A 16,725-nucleotide genomic window follows, 5' to 3' on the forward strand; every position below is an offset into this window, starting at 1 on the left:
TCCTTAATGAATTTTGCTGCCCAGGGTCACCACGCCGTCTGCTTTTTCGCAGCCCAGCCAACTGGTCCAGCCCAGGCGACAGTCGTTCTTCTCGCCAATGCGCAGTTCGCGGATTTCCTCCGGACGCAGCACCAGGCGAATGTCGTAATCGAGCGGGTCACGCAGGGTGAACCGCACCAGCGCGCAGAGCGGCTGGTAACCGAAACCGATGGGCAGGAATTCGTGGAATCGCTCCCAGTCGAGTTCGGTGATGTGAATGCGGAATTTGCCGCTGCGGTCGCGCACGTGCTCGCCCAGCACCAGGTCTTCGCCCAGCACGCTGTTGGCGAACCCGAGGCGGTTGCGCTGCTCTTCGAGGATTTCCACGCGGCGCTCGATGCACTGCTCGATGACCAGGTCTTCGTGCTTGAAGTAGTAACGCAGCACCGCTTCGATCAGCGCCGCCGAGTGCGCCCGCAGACTGAGCAGGCCGAGGTACGGCAGCAGGCGCTTCCAGTTCAGTTCCTTGGCCTTGCGGATCTCGTCGCCGCCGAGGCCGATCAGCGCGAACAGATGCGAAGAGAACGGATCCACCGCGCCGCTCTGGAAGCTGGCGCGGTAGCGATATTTGCGCCAGATCGGCAGCAACAGCCGTTGCAGGCGATGGTGGAACAGGTCGAGGAAGTTGCGCGTCGGGTTGCCGTCCTCGCTGTCGCCCAGGGCTTGCTCGCCGTAGAACGCCGGCAATGGCGAACCGGAACCGACCAGACCGATCAGGTTGAAACGCAGACGCGCGCGCATCTGCCCGTGTTCCTCGAAAAACTCCACGCGGTCGACGTCGCTGCCGGGGAACCCCAGGCTCGGGTTGGCCTGGAATTCCAGCTGGTCGTACAGATCCTCTTCGCTCAGGTACGGGTGCGCCTCGCGCAGCCGGTCGATCACCAGCAGCACGGCCTGAAACAGCGAGTACTCGCGTATTACCCGGCTCAGCCCGCTTAAAGCAGGGGCTGCAGGCCCATACGTGGTGTCCATTGGTACACCTCTCCCTGTGTGCTTTTTACCCGCAGTTCGTGGAACGAATTGAGACTGGCGTAAAGCGCGAAAAACTCGTTGAGAACCGAGGCGAAGACGAACAGGTCGCCCTCACCGATATACCCTTCCGGGTCGATGGTCAGCTCGGTGCGCAGCCCGCGCACCGGCAGGCCGCGGTGCAACCGGTCCACGTGGTGATGCTTGATCAGTTTCAGACCGCCGAGCAGGCGTTTGCTGACCTTCTCCGCGTGCTGGTCGTAGTAGCGCGGCAGGTCGTAGGTTTCCAGAATCACCTTCAGTGCGTTGACGTCGGCCAGCGACAGATAGTTGAGCGACATGTTGCTGATCAGCTTCCACAGGAAGTCGCGGTTCAGCGGCGGCGCAAAACTGGACGTGGCCGGGGTGATGTTGCGGAAACTCAGGAACTCCGGGGTCTCTTCGCAGGCCATGCAGATCTGCCCGAGCTTGAGTTTGCGCGGCAGGTTCTGGTTGGTGCAGACCAACTCGATGGACAGGGTTTCGTGGGCTTCGGTGTGGCGGATGCCGAAGCTCAGGTAAGTGTCGAGGCCGTCATGCAGCAGCGACGAGCGCTGGCGGATGCTGTAATGCGGGCGACTGTTGGGCACGTCGAAACTCGGGTCGTGCTCGAAGGATTCGAACGGCACGTATTCCTGATAGCCGAGGCCGCCGGGCTTCCAGCCGGTCACGCCTTCCACCGAAAACACACCGCAGTTTTCCAGGTCGAATTCCGCCGGCAGCAGCAGGTATTCGTCCTGCTTGCCATCGAGGCGGATCGGCAGTGCGTCGTGCTTGAACAGATTGACGATCGGCGTGCAGAACAGCTTCACGTTATCCAGGGTCGGGCGCATGCGCATGATCCCGCTCTTGCGGATATCGAAGCGCATTTCCAGGCCGCGCATCTGCTTGAGGGTGTCTTCCGGCAGCGCCTTGAGGATGTCCAGACCGTGAACATCGACGAACAGGAACTTGTCCTGGAAGGCGAAGTATTCCTGCAGGTAGCGATAACCCCGGAAGGTGTTCAGCGGATAAGGGATCAACGCCTCTTCTTCGGCAAAGCCCACGGGTTTGACGCGGTCGCCCGGAATCTTGAACGCCATCGGCTTGCCGCTCACGCCGTCGATTGGCTTGCCGGCGCCGTCGAGGGGGATCAGTTCGATGCCGTCGAGGTTGCGCAGCAGGCTCAGGTAGAGCATCTGGCTGATGTAGCGCTCGCCGGCAAAGTGCAGGCGCAGCTTGCTCAGCTCCAGCTCGCCGAGGTGGCCGTCGGCGCTCATCTCCAGGCGCAGGCTGAGCAGCGAACCGTCGCCCTTCACCGAGTAGTTGAGCGCAGCCAGATCCAGCGCCATGACTTCGGTCGGGTAGCAGGTGCGGAAACGGCAACGCACGTCTTCGATCGGCACGCTTTCGATCGGCGTATCACGCTCGACCTTCAGCGCCGGCCCCGAACGCTTGAGCGGATCGAACTGCAGAATGCTGAACGCCGGCAGCGGGCGCATGTAGTTCGGCCACAGCAACTGCATCAGGGAATGGCTGAGCTCCGGCAACTCGTCATCGAGCTTCTGACGCAGACGCCCGGTCAGAAACGCAAAGCCCTCCAGCAACCGCTCCACATCCGGATCCCGCCCGGCCTGCCCCAGAAACGGCGCCAGCGCCGGACTACGCTCGGCGAAACGGCGGCCTAGTTGGCGCAGTGCGGTGAGTTCGCTTTGGTAGTAGTGGTTAAAGGACACGGGTTACCTGCCTGGTAGTGGAACTCATGGAATAACTGTCCTGCGGATTACGCTCGATACCTGACCTGGTCATTGGATGGCACTCTCAGGCTGGTTCGGCTGGATGCGTCCAGCGATGTTTCTTGATACCCAGCGCAACTCGATGACTTGAGAAGCGAGGATTGCCAGCAAGGTGACGCAACCTTGAGCCACGCCATAAAACAGGGCTCTCAATGGGTTGTCGGGGAGCATCCAAAGCAGGATGAAGCCCACCATAAGGCTCAGAATCACCAGCTTGGCAACGAGGCTTGGAATCAGCGCGGCAATCAGATTGACCCCGAGAAATATGTAAAACATCGCGTAGCTGGCCATACCGATGGCGACTCCACGAGTGGTGAACCCACCGTTCAGATGCTTGTAGGCATGTACGACTGCATCATTCAAAAACACGTAGGCCACGCATCCGAAGGCATGGACAAACAGGCACATGGCGATACGCGAGTAATTGCTCATGCTGGTCTCAGGTTTCCGTACCACGTTCCAAGGCCATGGATAGCTACAACAGCCGCCAAAACCGAGAGCGTTAGTGCGCGATGAAGACGAGAATTTCGAGCAGCCCGATGTGAGGCAGTCAGGAGCAATACCAAGCTCAACAGGGCCAGGCAGCCAAACAGATCACTGTCAGCAACACCGGCCAGATACCCCTGCAAACTCATTGCGTCCATGATTACCGCTCTCCAACTTTCTCAGGTAGCGAGGCCGCCTTTAAATCAGGCATCAAAGTGACATCGGGGACAGTCCCCATTTTCACCAAACGGCGGCCCAGCTGGCGCAGTGCGGTGAGTTCGCTTTGGTAGTAGTGGTTAAAGGACACGGAGAGTTACCTGTTTATCGTTTTTTCAAGAAAACCGGGTGGGTGATCAGCGCCAAGGCGCTTCATGGGCAGAAAGCCCCGTTATCGACCGTCCATGAACGAACACCCCTTTCTTCTATTTTTTCTATGCTCGCCAAGGCTTTTCGCAATGTCTGCGCGTCGATGGTTTTAGTCGCGGCCGGACTTTTGAGCATCAGGCTGTATTGGTCACTGATCTGACCCAATACGTCTTCGCCGAAGGATTGATAGTTGGCGACGGAGCTGCGCTCATTCGGAGCCAACGTGAAGCTGCGTGGTTGATCGTCGTAGTTGGAGTCGTTTGCCAACGTCAGCTCCAGAGGTACTCCACAAGTGTTCTGCAGGTACACGTCATTGCGATAGACCTGCTGTGCAGCGCATGCCGTTAGCGAAACGAAGCACGCGAAGAGGCTCACCCCTCGCAACATAAAACTCTTCCTTGGCTGTTTCATGGACAAATCGATGCCTCCCTGATCGTCCATTCGCGCTGAGTCCCTTCACTGATCTTCTGCGCGCCAATCAAGTGCCGCTTCAACTCACTTGAGTTAATGGTCTTACTGCCAGCGGTATCATTGATTGTCAGCAAATAGTGATTCGGAACCTGCTCAATAACGTCCTCGCCATAGGAAACAAAACTTGCAACCAAAGCACGGGACCCCGCCATAGCAGTCATGTTGCGATCGAGCGTATGCATGTTGGAGCTGTTGAAAACCTTCAACTCCAAGAGCTGACCACATCGGTTTTCGATGTATACGTGGTTGTTGTAGACCTGCTGAGCCGCGCAGCCGTAAAGGGAAACGAACGGCAGGATGAGACCGACCGACCTAGTCATCGAACTCGACCCTCGCCAGCCATAACAGACTCTTCACATCCTGTTCAGACGCCGCCATACGCTTTTGCAGATCAGCGGCGGACTGTGTGTAACTACTGAAGTAATGCATGACATCCACCTCACCGGCGTTCGGCGTTGGATGGTTGTCTTTGGGGTTTTGCATCAATGTGGAGGTTTCTTTGTGAGTCCACGAATAATTCGGGATGAGTCCTCCACCGTATTCATTGAGAATCAGATGGCCAAACTCATGGGCGGACGTTTCCTTGAACTCTTCTTTGGCAATATCTTTCGCGAACTCTAAAGTTCGGCGTCGTTGAACTACGTAGCTGTCATACGCATAGCCAGCGTTGTGATAGACCTTCCGGGCTATTGCCAGGCTGGTGGAACGACCAAAGTCCTTGGACAACGAGTCAATCAGCGGGAAGTTCCCGGCCTTGGGCTCGACGTTAACCTCGGCCTTGACCGTGACTTTGTAGACCCCTTTGCTGGTGGCGATCCCTTCGGCGATACCACCACCGCGCGAACCATTGCGTGACCAATACAATTCGATGCCTTCCTTGGCCCAACCCAGCAAAGTGCTGAACGGCGTAGGCACCAGGCCAGGCGTAGAACCACTGCTGCCACCATCCGAGAAGCTCGGGCGCAGCGTTACTTCCACGGTCTTGGCATTGCGATCAATACGCACATCGACCCACTTCACCTCTTCAGCCGAACAAGTGAGCTTCACTTCGGTGACTTGCTGCTTGCCCGCTCCGGTCGCGGTCAGACGAACTTTGAGGTTCGGGCTTTTCAGGATTTTGGTGTCGAGGATGCCGGCAGTGTCGTACCCATCCCATTGCCACGGGTGCTTGCCAGGGGGCAAGAACGGGGCGGTATTGGCTTCGGTGTAAACCGGCTTTTCACCGTCCAGCACTTCCAGCTTCACACTATCTGCCGCGTCCATCCGGTTCTCGACGACGAAGTCGACCAGTTCGCGGTTTTTCGATGTTCCGGACTTCAGTTCATCGAAGTCCGGTATTTCCAGCGGGGTCAAAACCGAGTTGCCACCCGACTTCAGACCCAGTCGGTATTCCAGAGCAGCGGCGACCGCAACCGCTGCCAGCCCCGAGAATGGTGCTGGCGTATGCGAATTCCCGATGATTACCGTCCCGGAGCCGGCAGTGACCTTGTTGCCATGGGCCCCGACCGAACCAACGGTGGCAGCCGGCTTGCCGTTGATCAGAACCGTGGTCGCAAGGTCGCCGACCAACGCGCTGCCACACGCCGAGGCATCACCCTGGCGAGCGGCCGGCAGGCCGTCGAAGAACACGTCGCCGGAACCGGCGGCAATCGGGTTGGTGCCGTGGCCGGGGAGCGGGCAAGCGGTGGGGTCGGATACGCGTGCTGCCGGTTTGCCAGACATCGGGGTTCTCCTTAGTTGACCTTCACTTGACCGCTGCCATCCAGGCGCGCGGCGAAACTGACCTGACGCTTGAAGCCCTCGACTTCCAGCAGGCCTTCGATGCTGAAGGCCAGGCGGAGCTGGTCGTGGTCTCGCGGCAGGGAAATGACACGCACGTTGCTCAGGCGCGGTTCGTAGGCTTCGATGAAGCTTTCGATGGCCAGGCGGGCCTGACTCAGGGAGTCGTGCAGGCTCAGGCGCATGTCATTGAGATCGGGCAACCCGTAGTCGGACAGCGTTTGCACGCTGCCGGCCCGGGTGCTGAGCATTTTGGCCAGGTGGGCAGCCACCGACGCCATGGCAGAAGCCTCGAGGCTCTTGCCCTTGCGTAGTTCCGCATCGCCGTTGAGGCGTTCGAAAAGGCTGCCGTATCCGTCCATGAGTCGCTCTTACTCTTTGTCCAGCTTGCCAACCAGCGACAGGGTGAAATCGGCACCCATGTACTTGAAGTGCGGGCGCACGTTCAGGCTGACGCGGTACCAGCCCGGCTCGCCTTCAACGTCGCTGACGATCACTTGCGCAGCGCGCAGCGGACGACGGCCACGGACTTCGGCGCTCGGGTTTTCCTGGTCGGCCACGTACTGGCGGATCCACTTGTTCAGTTCCAGCTCGAGGTCGGTACGCTCTTTCCACGAACCGAGTTGCTCGCGCTGCAGCACTTTCAGGTAGTGAGCCAGGCGGTTGACGATCATCATGTACGGCAGCTGGGTGCCGAGCTTGTAGTTCAGCTCTGCAGCCTTGCCTTCTGCGCTGATGCCGAAGAACTTCGGCTTCTGCACCGAGCTTGCGGAGAAGAACGCCGCGTTGTCGGAGCCTTTGCGCATGGTCAGGGAGATGAAGCCTTCCTCGGCCAGCTCGTATTCGCGACGGTCGGAAACCAGAACTTCGGTAGGAATCTTGGTCTCGATCTCGCCCATGCTTTCGAAGTGGTGCAGAGGCAGGTCTTCAACCGCGCCGCCGCTCTGCGGGCCGATGATGTTCGGGCACCAGCGGAACTTGGCGAAGCTGTCGGTCAGCTTGGTGCCGAAGGCGAAAGCGGTGTTGCCCCACAGATAGTGCTCGTGGCTGTTGGCAACGTTTTCCTTGTACACGAACGATTTGACCGGGTTCTCTTCCGGATCGTACGGGTTACGCAGCAGGAAACGCGGCACGGTCAGGCCGACGTAGCGGGAGTCTTCCGAGGTACGGAAGCTCTGCCATTTGGTGAATTGCGGGCCTTCGAAGTGATCTTTCAGATCTTTCAGGTCCGGCAGGCCGGTAAAGCTTTCGAGGCCGAAGAATTTCGGACCGGCAGCGGCGATGAACGGCGCGTGGGACATGCAGGCCACGCTCGAGACGTACTGCATCAGCTTCACGTCCGGCGAGCTTGGGGACAGGTAGTAGTTGGCGATGATCGCGCCAACCGGCTGACCACCGAACTGGCCGTATTCAGCGGTGTAGATGTGCTTGTACAGGCCCGACTGCATCACTTCCGGCGAATCTTCGAAGTCGTCCAGCAGGTCGTCCTTGGAGACGTTGAGGATTTCGATCTTGATGTTTTCGCGGAAGTTGGTGCGGTCGACCAGCAGTTGCAGGCCACGCCACGACGATTCCAGCGCCTGGAAGTCCGGGTGGTGCAGGATTTCGTCCATCTGACGGCTGAGCTTGGCATCGATCTCGGCGATCATGCGGTCAACCATGGCTTTCTTGACCGGCTCACCATTGTTCTGCGGCTTGAGCAGCTCTTCGATGAACGCCGACACACCGCGCTTGGCGATGTCGTAGGCTTCGTCGTCCGGCGTCAGGCGGGTTTCGGCGATGATGCTGTCGAGGATGCTGTATTCGCCGTTCTCGGCGGCGTTCTGTTGTGCTGCGCTAGTGCTCATTGTGTTGGCTTCCTTGGCTGCTGGAGTCTCAGGCGTCCGGGGCTGTGGCGTTCAGGCCCAGCTCACCGAGTACGCGACCGCGGGATTCGTCGTCGGCGAGCACGCCTTCGATGGCTTTACGGAACGCAGGTGCGTTACCCAGCGGGCCTTTGAGGGCCACCAGCGCATCGCGCAGTTCCATCAGTTTTTTCAGCTCGGGCACTTGCTCGACCAGGCTGGCCGGGTTGAAGTCCTTCATGGAGTTGACGCGCAGTTGCACGGCCAGCTCGTCAGCCTCGCCATCTTCCTGCAGACGGTTGGGCACGCTCAGCGTCAGACCCAGCTCTTGCTTGGCCAGCACTTCGTCGAAGGTCATCTTGTCGATGCTGATCGGCTTGCGATCCTCGATCTTGCGATCGTCCTTGCGGTGGGTGTAGTCACCGATTGCCAGCAGCTTCAGCGGCAGTTCAATCTCTTCCTGAGCACCGCCGGTGGCGGGTTTGAAGGTGACGTTGATGCGTTCCTTGGGGGCTACCGAGCCTTCTTTGGCCATGGCTTTTCTCCTTGCGGTTGTGGCCCTGGGGCCTATTCGAGTACCACTTCGAGGTCGAGGTGGCACAGCCTGCGATAAATCTCTTCCTTGCGTTCACGTACGGCATGGTTCTGCGGCAACAACTCGCAGCAACTGTGCAGCAGGTGCAGCACTTCCAATGCAAGATCGGGCTCCCAGGCGTGCAGGCCTGAGTCCTGTAATGTCTGATCGAGGGTTTCGAGCTGGTTCCTGGCCAGTTCGTACTTCTTGGCCAGGAAGCACAGCCGCGCGAGGGCGAACTGCCAGAAGAAGCGTTCGCGCCCGCCGTGAGCCGACTGCATCCCCTGCTTGAGGATCTGCACCGCAGGCTTGAGGCCTTCCTTGCGCAGGATCGGCTGGACGTCCTCGAGGGCCTTTTCCCAGGCTGACCGGGTTTCGACGTTTTCGGTTTCCACCTTGCGCGGCGCGCTGGCGCTTTGCAGGTGCGGCATGACGTTGGCGGCGATCCACGCCCGGGTGGACGGATCGGCGAACGGAGTGCCGTCATGGAAACGCAATTCGATGATGCCGGGCAGGCGCTGAACCAAAAGCGCGAAGTGGATTTCCACTTCGCGCATGGCCAGCTCGGCGTTGAGGTTCTGAAGGCATTCCCAGACCATTCGTTGGCCATCGAACCAGAACGGCGCCTTCGCCAGGCTCGCCTCCAGTTCTACCAGCAGGTCAGCGTATTTGCCCTGGTCGAAGCGGTCCTGATACTGCTTGAGCTTGTCCACTGGCAGCCCGCGCAGCACGGTGATCTGCTCGGCATTGCGCTCGGGCACTGCGTCGATGGTCATCCACAGCAAGGTGCGGTTGAGGCGCAGGGCACGCAGGTCGGTGGCCTTCTGCTTGAGCCACCAGGCGCACAATGGACGGGCACTTTCCTGCTGGGCGCGCAGGGCCTTGTGGGCTTCCTTCTCGTTGTCGATCGGGGCGCCGGGAGTCAGCAACTGTGTGGCTGCCTGCTTGACCTGAGCCACCGCCGCGCCCACCACGCCGGGCGCCGGCTGGTTGTCGGCAGCGCGCTGGATCATGGTTTTCAGGCGGCGGGAGAGCGGCAGCAGCAGCGGCGCGTCGTCCCCCAGATGTTCGGTGCAGGCTGCGTCAAGACCGGACAGGTGCTCGGACAACTGCCGGAACATCGGCAGTTGCTCCTTGATCGCGACGTTTTCGGTGAGTACCTGCTCCAGACGCGGTACCAGCCAGCCAATGGCGGCGGCCCGGGTGCGCGGCTTGAGCGGGTGAACGTCGGCCCAATGGTTTTCAGACAGATGGTGCAGAAAAGCGAGGCCGGCCAGCAGGCCGGGGAAGGATTCACGCTGGTACAGCGACCAGGTCAGCCAGGCGCCGACACGCAGATCCTTGGATTGGGTACGCAGCAGGTTTTCGCTGTTTTCGCGGATTTTCAGCCAGTCGACCTGCCCGCTTTCGTGCATCGACGAAGCTTTGGCCAGCTCGCTTTCCAGCGCCTCGAACTCGCTCGAGAAACGAACGTCTTCACCCGCGAAATTCTCTTTGGAAACAGAGGCTTTAGCGAGATCGAGGTAATGGGCGGAAAGTTTGCTTGAGTAGGACATCCATGGCCTTTGTTTTGGATTACGGTCGTACGCCTTTTGGAGTTGAAGCGGCGCGGGGACAGTATCGAAGAGCAGTGTAAAGACTCATCCAATTGAGTATGTGCTCTTGCAAGTGCGCGCATCGTAATCACTATGATGGCCACTAGCAAGCATCTGATTAAACAACAAGACGAACTGTTCATTGGGGTGTGTAGGAGATCGCCCTATATGCAACAAGGGTTTCCCTGATATCGGTTTATATTCCGCTTTTTCCGTCTCCAACCCCGCGAGCATTGATCTAGAGCGGTCCGTACCGATGCCTGTCGCGTTTCGTACGCCCGTCCCACAAATACGGGAGAAAGCATGACAAAAAGCGAAAAAATTTGAAGTAGGACGCTTCCGAAAATCCGCCGTCATCTATTAACAAATCACGGCGGACAACCGTGATCAATAAAAGTGCCATCAAATTGATGGCAATTCACGCACTGAATATTATTTGAACACCTGTAACAGCCGTGTTGCCGCACAGTATTTTTTATCTTCCCGATTCACTTTCCTGCAGACACTTCCCACACCCTGAACGTTGTTTTACAACGCGGAACCGTCCGACTTCATCCAGAGATGTTTCTTACATAAGTTTGTTTCATACCTTGTTAGCGTGCCGGGAAACATTCGCGTCCGTTGACCAGGGAGGGTTTCGACATCACGCCAGACCCCCTCTCTGCTTAAGGACAAGCGTATGCCTGAAGCTGTCACTTCTGCGCGCTTTACACTGCAAATCCCCGCCGTTCCCCACGACTTAAGGGTGCTGTCTTTCGAAGGCTCCGAGGCCGTCAGTACGCTTTATGCCATCAAGGTTGAGCTCGTCAGCGAACGTCATGATCTCGACATGGAAGCGTTGCTCGCCCATTCGGCATTCCTGCGTTTCGGTCTGGATGGCGAAGGGATACACGGGCGTATCGAAGAAGTGCAGGTGGGCGAGTCGGGAAAACACCTGGCGCATTATTGCCTGACGCTGGTTCCAACCCTTCATTACCTGCAGTTCAGTCAGGACCAGAGGATTTTCCAGAACCTGACTGTCCCGCAGATCATCACTCACGTACTCAAACGGCACGGCATCCTCACCGACGCCTTCAGGTTCCATGTGCAGCCGCAGCCGCCACGGGAGTACTGCACGCAATATGGCGAAACGGATTTCGAGTTCATCCAGCGCCTGTGTGCCGAAGACGGCATCGCATGGCACCACCGGCATTCGGTGGAGAGACACCTGCTGGTGTTCACCGATGACACGGTGTTTCTGCCAACACTGTCTGCCACACCCTACCGGCGCGACAGCGCCATGGTGGCGGAACACCCGGTGGTCCGCCGGTTTTCCTGGCAGGCCCGGACGCGTACCAGCCGCGTCACACGTCGCGACTACGACCCCAAACGCCCTCATCTTTCGCTCGAGAGCCGCTTTGTTGCCGAGTTCACGCCCCGACTCGAGGACTATCGATATCCGCTGGCGATGGAGAACGAAAAACGCGGCAAACAACTGGCCCGTCAGGCCCTGGAACGTCATCGCACCGATTATGAAACGACTGAAGGTGACAGCGACCAGCCTGCCCTGCGTTGTGGCCACCTGTTCGAACTGACCGGGCATCCCCGCAAGCGACACAACGGACTGTGGCAATTACTTGAAGTCCGTCACACCGGACGACAGCCTCAAGTGCTGGAGGCGTACGCCACCCACGAAACGTCCTCCACAGACGATTTTACTCAGGGTTACCGCAACAGCTTTCGCGCCATGCCTGCCGAGGTGGTTTTCCGCCCGCCACTGCCAGCGCGCCGACCTGCGCTGGTGAGCCAGACCGCCCGGGTGACAGGACCGAAAGGCGAAGAGATCTACTGCGATGAATTCGGTCGCGTGAAGATTGAATTCCACTGGGACCGGGCCGGGCTGAACAGCGAGCGCAGCAGTTGCTGGGTCCGGGTGTCGTCCGGCTGGGCCGGCGATGGTTTTGGTGCCGTCACCCTGCCCCGCGTCGGGATGGAAGTGGTGGTGACCTTTCTGGAAGGCAATCCCGACCAGCCGCTGATTACCGGTTGCGTGGTCAACAAGCTCACACCCGCACCGTACAGACTTCCTGAACACAAGACCCGAACCGTGCTGCGCAGCCGCAGCTCACCCGACACCGGCGGCTACAACGAACTGACACTTGAAGACCGCGCCGGACTGGAACTGATCTACCTGCGCGCCCAGCGCGACATGCAGCGGCAGATTCTCAATGACAGCCGGCTGGAAGTCGGGCGCGATCGATGGGAAAGCATCAACGGCAACAGCCAGACGACTGCCGGCAAGGTCATCACGGTCGAGGCGGGTCAGCAGGCACAGATCAAGGCCGGCGCGAATGTGCTGCTGGATGCAGGCGCCAGTATCACGCTGAGAGCGGGTGGTCATCACATCGTGATCGACGAGGGCGGAATCTTCAGCAGCACCGAAATCGTGACGGGCGGCAAATCATCCGCTGGCAACGCCGCTGAGTCTCCGGCGACCGACAGGTCAGGCGCCCTGGCAGCAAGACCGACGGCTGCCTCCACAGAGGATCTTGAGGACGGCGAACTCGAGGAAGAGGAGGAAGAGGTCGAACTGGAGGATGAAACCCCTGCCGGGATTACGTTGCGGATTGGTGTGTTTTTCGATGGGACGGGGAACAACAAGGCCAACAGCGAAACGGTCGCGGCTTGCTATGCGCCAGATGCCAATCTGGCTGAAGCAGCCGAAGAGATTCAGAAGCACTGCGCCACTTATGGCTATGACGGAAATGGCAACTCGCCGGATAACAGTTATGGGAATGATGTGAGCAACATTGTGCGGTTGTATGAGCTGTATACGGACCATGCCTTCGAGGTATTACCGGAGAAAACGAAGCAGGCTTCCTTGCGCGTGTACATCGAAGGCATCGGTACGACAGCTGACGGAGGCGATTCACTTTACGCACAGGCAACAGGCCGAGGCGAAACGGGAGTCCTGGCTCGTGTGGAGCAGAGCCCTGAAAAAATCATTAAGCAAATGCGGGCACTGATAAAAAACAACCCCAACGCACTAATAGAAAGTATCGAGTTCGATATTTTCGGTTTCAGTCGAGGCGCCGCCGCTGCACGGCACTTCGCAAACGAGGTGCTCAAAGGCAAGGGCAGCATTCTTGCAAAGGCGCTGCCAGCGGGCTCTCCGTCTTTAGCAAGTAGCTTTGACTGGGATCCACAATCAAGTATCAGCATCAATTTCATTGGTCTGTTTGATACCGTCGCAGCAATCACCAATCCATGGTTGCTGGACTTCACAGGCGCCAACAGCAGAAATCCCTGGCTGGACTTGAAGCTGCGTGATGGTTGCGCCAACAAAGTGGTGCATCTGGTGGCGCGAGATGAACATCGCGAGAACTTCGCCCTTAACAGCCTGGGTGAGATTGATCTGGTATTACCTGGCGCGCACTCGGATCTGGGAGGTGGTTATCTGCCCAGAGCCAGGGAGAAGCTTCTGTTGAGCAGGCCGGTCACCAGCAACATCAGCCAAAGCAAGGAAGCGACCCGCAGCGCAGCCTATGTCGCGGCCGAAAAGGAGGCGTTTGCCTGGTATACGAAAGGCGTTATCGAAGATGACACTCCAGGCAATCAACTGCGGGTCGCACTCTGGGAAACCCCTGTAATTCAACGACAGGAAAGAGGCAGATCCACACCGGATCCCCAGAAGCGGGTTTATGCTGCGGCCATGATTGAGCGCCCGGTACACGGTGAGTTGTCGCTGGTGTATCTACGCATCATGCGTGAGCTTGGAGTCAGACATGGTGTGCCATTTGAAGCGATTGACGAAAACGATTCAAAACTTTCGCTGCCTGAGGAACTGATCCCGATTCACACCAAGCTTGAGGCTTATGCACTTGGAAATTCATCCGTTGAGGGACTGACCATCAAAGAACGCGCTTTGTTACGCAGCCGCTATATCCATCTTTCTGCGCACTGGAACGCTGCCAAGGACTTTAACAACAGCGACATGAGCATTGTTTTCATAAACCGGCCGACAAAAGACCAACAACGAGTGGTACACCCCCATGAATAAATTCACTCGGCCCATCAAAAAACACACTGGGTTCGTCTTCGGATTGCTGTTGGTGCTTTGCACTCAAAGTCATGCCCAACCGATCACCAAACGGCCCTGGTACCTCGGCTTCGGAGCACCCGCCTACATGGAGGTCTGGATTGAAACGGCCGACGTGGTGGATATCCGTGAACGTGTGTTCAAACGCGCCGGCGCCGGGATTGCCTCGGTGAACACCCCCGCCGACAACAAGGGCAAGCCCGCAGGCTGGCCTGACAGCCCCGGTAGCGGCGCCGGACGTGACGTCACCGGTGCCGATCTTCCCCGCTTGATCTATGTGCGATGGCAATCACTGGCTGAGCCTCAAACTTATGAGGCCTACATTGTGATTCCCGAGTCTGCGCGGGAAATCATGCGCAAACCGGAAAAGGCGTACTGCAGACTGGATGGCAAATGGATCACGGACTACCGCGATCGCATAGGTATCGGCTTGGCGCCTGGCGGCATTGCCAAGGTGTGGCTAAGCGGGCCGTGCTTGAAGTCAGTCGAAATTACCCGAGTCGAAGGAACTATCAACCCCAAAGGTCCCTATGACGGTAAATCCGGAGGTCAGCATCGACCTCTCAAAGAAGTATCCAAAACCTACATCGAAAAATACGGCATCCCCTTCGGAAGCTGGTAAGGAGCAACAACTCATGGAATTGAAACCCCTGTTTCTCACGGCGCTGCTGTTACTGCCTGCTACCGAGGCGTCCGCAGATACTCGGTCGCTGGATGGACATTATGTTCTGCAAGGCGCTATGGAGATGGGCGCGGAACTGCTGCTTCGCAAGGACGGAACCTTTGACGCAGGCGTGGCATATGGCAGCGCTGACGGTTTTGCAAAAGGTACATGGCATGTAGAAAACAGCACGTTGACGCTGAAAAGCGAAACCAAACCATCTTCCAGTAACGATTTATCCGCTTTGTTTGAGGATCTGCAACTCGCCATCGAACCCAATTGCCTGGCGGTGGATTTCGGCAACGGCAAAGCTTGTTTTCGGAAATAGCCACGCCAACAAAAACGGGCATCCGACCGCAATCGGTATGCCCGTTTTTTATGCCGCTCCCCCGCCATGCGGGTGGTGGATCACGGATTGACGCTCTCTTTCAACGACTTGCCCGGCTTGAACGCTACGGTGTTGCTGGCCTTGATCTTGACGGGTTCACCGGTTTGCGGGTTTTTACCGGTGCGAGCGCCGCGATGGCGTTGCTCGAAGGTGCCGAAGCCGACGAGCGTGACGCTGTCCTTGCGGTGCAGGGCGCGGGTGATTTCTTCGAGGACGGCGTTGAGAACGCGGTTGGCCTGCTCTTTGGTCAGATCCGCTTTTTCAGCGATTGCAGCGGCGAGTTCTGGTTTACGCATTAGTGAAGCCCCTTTGAGTCGGTTTTTTGTTGTTATGTCCGTGCTGTTCTCGTTGGAACAGCGCCCAAGGCGCCGCAGGCTCTACTCTGCGGCAGACGGGAGTGAGAATGGCACGCGGATACGGGCGGCGCCAGTCTCCCCGCGACCTTTGTGGGGGCAAAAGCGGGGTGATTCCGACAGAACGACCGGTATTTACGCCAGCAAGGCCGGAAGCTGTTTGTTCAGGGCGAGTTTTTCCATCACCGCGGCGCCGGTCAGCGCATAGCCGAGCAATTGCCCTTCGGCGTCGTGGCACAGCGCCTTGACGTCGGCGCCCTGCCCTTCGACCGTCCAGACACCTTCGCGGCCCCGTGGCGGCGGTGAAACCACCAGCGGGCAGACCGGGGTTTTCACGGTGATCGGCATCGGCCCGTAGTTCACCGCTGTCGGGTTGCCGGCCAGGGTCTGCGCCAGCGCTCGCGCACAGCTCATGAGGGGCATGACGTACAGAAGATTCAGCCCGTCGACTTCGGCGCAGTCGCCCAAGGCATAGATATTGGCGTGTGAAGTTTGCAGGTGACGGTCGACCATCACGCCGCGATTGGTCTGGATGCCGGCAGCCGCTGCCAGATCGATCCGTGGGCGCAGGCCGATGGCCGACACCACCACATCGCACGCAATCACCTGACCATCGGAAAGATGCGCTTCCAGACCATCGGCAACCTTCTGCAAACGGGTCAGCACCGGGCCGAGGTGGAAACGCGCGCCGAGGCTTTCCAGCCCTGCCTGCACTGCTGCCGCAGCGGACGGGTGCAGCAGGGTCGGCATCACCTGCTCGCACGGCGCAACCAGTTGCACTTCGTAGCCGCCAAGGATCAGGTCATTGGCAAATTCGCAGCCGATCAGGCCGGCACCGAGCAACAGCACACGGCGTTTGCCCGCCGCTGCGGCACGAAAGCGTGCGTAGTCTTCCAGATCGTTGATCGGGAATACCAGGTCGCCGCCATCGCCCTCGATCGGCACACGCACGGTTTCCGCGCCCCAGGCGAGGATCAGGTCGCGATAGTTCACCGCTTCCTCTCCGATCCACAGACGCTTGTGACCCGGGTCGATGCCGCTGATCCGGGTATGGGTGCGGATCTCGGCCTTCAATTGCTCCGCCATGGCGCCCGGTTCGGCCATGCTCAGGCCGTCGGCATCCTTGTTCTTGCCGAAACCGGTGGACAGCATCGGCTTGGAGTAGGAACGACCGCCATCGGCGGTCATCAGCAGCAGCGGGGTTTCGCCATCGAGTTTGCGAAACTCGCGGGCCAGGTTGTAGCCCGCCAGCCCGGTGCCGACGATCACGACAGGTGCACTCATTTCCTACTCCTTCAGTGTTGGGTC

14 protein-coding genes and 1 pseudogene are annotated in these 16,725 nt (G+C 58.7%); 3 read left to right on the top strand and 12 right to left on the bottom strand.

Annotated elements, in window-relative coordinates; translation table 11 throughout:
* Positions 1-3: 3 nt before the first annotated feature.
* From tssG to tssA, 10 genes and pseudogenes are all read right to left on the bottom strand, one after another.
* Positions 4-1,011, bottom strand: a complete 1,008-nt coding sequence (gene tssG, locus NWV16_RS00350; protein WP_065258211.1) for a type VI secretion system baseplate subunit TssG — start codon at positions 1,009-1,011, stop codon at positions 4-6.
* Positions 975-2,762, bottom strand: coding sequence for a type VI secretion system baseplate subunit TssF (gene tssF / locus NWV16_RS00355; RefSeq protein ID WP_065258212.1), 1,788 nt, complete (start codon positions 2,760-2,762; stop codon positions 975-977). The genes tssG and tssF overlap by 37 nt, the downstream gene beginning before the upstream one ends.
* A gap of 69 nt (positions 2,763-2,831) precedes the next feature.
* Positions 2,832-3,254, bottom strand: coding sequence for a hypothetical protein (locus tag NWV16_RS00360; protein WP_260521541.1), 423 nt, complete (start codon positions 3,252-3,254; stop codon positions 2,832-2,834).
* Positions 3,255-3,677: 423 nt separating this feature from the next.
* A complete protein-coding gene (locus NWV16_RS00365) occupies positions 3,678-4,115 on the bottom strand; it encodes a hypothetical protein (RefSeq protein WP_260521542.1) in 438 nt (145 codons plus the stop codon).
* Complete coding sequence (locus NWV16_RS00370) at positions 4,082-4,465, bottom strand: hypothetical protein (RefSeq protein WP_260521543.1); 384 nt, start codon at positions 4,463-4,465, stop codon at positions 4,082-4,084. Before NWV16_RS00370 ends, NWV16_RS00365 begins: the two co-directional genes overlap by 34 nt.
* Positions 4,466-5,573: 1,108 nt before the next feature.
* Positions 5,574-5,867, bottom strand: a pseudogene (locus NWV16_RS00375) (PAAR domain-containing protein); the annotation flags it as partial.
* An 11-nt stretch (positions 5,868-5,878) separates the two neighbouring features.
* Positions 5,879-6,286 (bottom strand): type VI secretion system baseplate subunit TssE, encoded by a 408-nt coding sequence (tssE, locus tag NWV16_RS00380; protein ID WP_065258216.1) that lies wholly within the window; start codon positions 6,284-6,286, stop codon positions 5,879-5,881.
* A 9-nt stretch (positions 6,287-6,295) separates the two neighbouring features.
* The gene (gene tssC / locus NWV16_RS00385; RefSeq protein WP_065258217.1) at positions 6,296-7,771 is read right to left on the bottom strand and encodes a type VI secretion system contractile sheath large subunit; all 1,476 of its coding nucleotides are present in this window, start codon (positions 7,769-7,771) and stop codon (positions 6,296-6,298) included.
* Positions 7,772-7,799: 28 nt separating this feature from the next.
* The gene (gene tssB, locus NWV16_RS00390) at positions 7,800-8,303 is read right to left on the bottom strand and encodes a type VI secretion system contractile sheath small subunit (RefSeq protein ID WP_065258218.1); all 504 of its coding nucleotides are present in this window, start codon (positions 8,301-8,303) and stop codon (positions 7,800-7,802) included.
* 32 nt (positions 8,304-8,335) lie between these two features.
* On the bottom strand, positions 8,336-9,898 hold the full coding sequence (tssA, locus tag NWV16_RS00395; protein WP_260521544.1) for a type VI secretion system protein TssA: 1,563 nt from the start codon (positions 9,896-9,898) through the stop codon (positions 8,336-8,338).
* 718 nt (positions 9,899-10,616) lie between these two features.
* Between tssA and tssI the strand changes: the two genes are divergently transcribed.
* Genes tssI through NWV16_RS00410 form a run of 3 tightly spaced genes read left to right on the top strand, consistent with a single transcriptional unit; the run spans position 10,617 to position 15,004 of the window.
* Positions 10,617-13,976: a type VI secretion system tip protein TssI/VgrG gene (gene tssI, locus NWV16_RS00400; RefSeq protein WP_260521545.1), complete on the top strand. Its 3,360-nt coding sequence runs from the start codon at positions 10,617-10,619 to the stop codon at positions 13,974-13,976.
* Positions 13,969-14,637, top strand: a complete 669-nt coding sequence (locus NWV16_RS00405; protein WP_260521546.1) for a DUF2931 family protein — start codon at positions 13,969-13,971, stop codon at positions 14,635-14,637. Before tssI ends, NWV16_RS00405 begins: the two co-directional genes overlap by 8 nt.
* Positions 14,638-14,650: 13 nt before the next feature.
* A complete protein-coding gene (locus tag NWV16_RS00410) occupies positions 14,651-15,004 on the top strand; it encodes a hypothetical protein (protein WP_260521547.1) in 354 nt (117 codons plus the stop codon).
* An 80-nt stretch (positions 15,005-15,084) separates the two neighbouring features.
* Here NWV16_RS00410 and NWV16_RS00415 read toward each other — a convergent pair whose 3' ends face one another.
* Positions 15,085-15,360 (bottom strand): HU family DNA-binding protein, encoded by a 276-nt coding sequence (locus tag NWV16_RS00415; protein ID WP_260521548.1) that lies wholly within the window; start codon positions 15,358-15,360, stop codon positions 15,085-15,087.
* Positions 15,361-15,552: 192 nt separating this feature from the next.
* Positions 15,553-16,701: an NAD(P)/FAD-dependent oxidoreductase gene (locus NWV16_RS00420; protein ID WP_260521549.1), complete on the bottom strand. Its 1,149-nt coding sequence runs from the start codon at positions 16,699-16,701 to the stop codon at positions 15,553-15,555.
* Positions 16,702-16,725 lie beyond the last annotated feature (24 nt).

Source organism: Pseudomonas sp. BW7P1 (genome assembly GCF_024981055.1).
GTDB classification, from domain to species: Bacteria; Pseudomonadota; Gammaproteobacteria; order Pseudomonadales; family Pseudomonadaceae; genus Aquipseudomonas; species Aquipseudomonas bananamidigenes.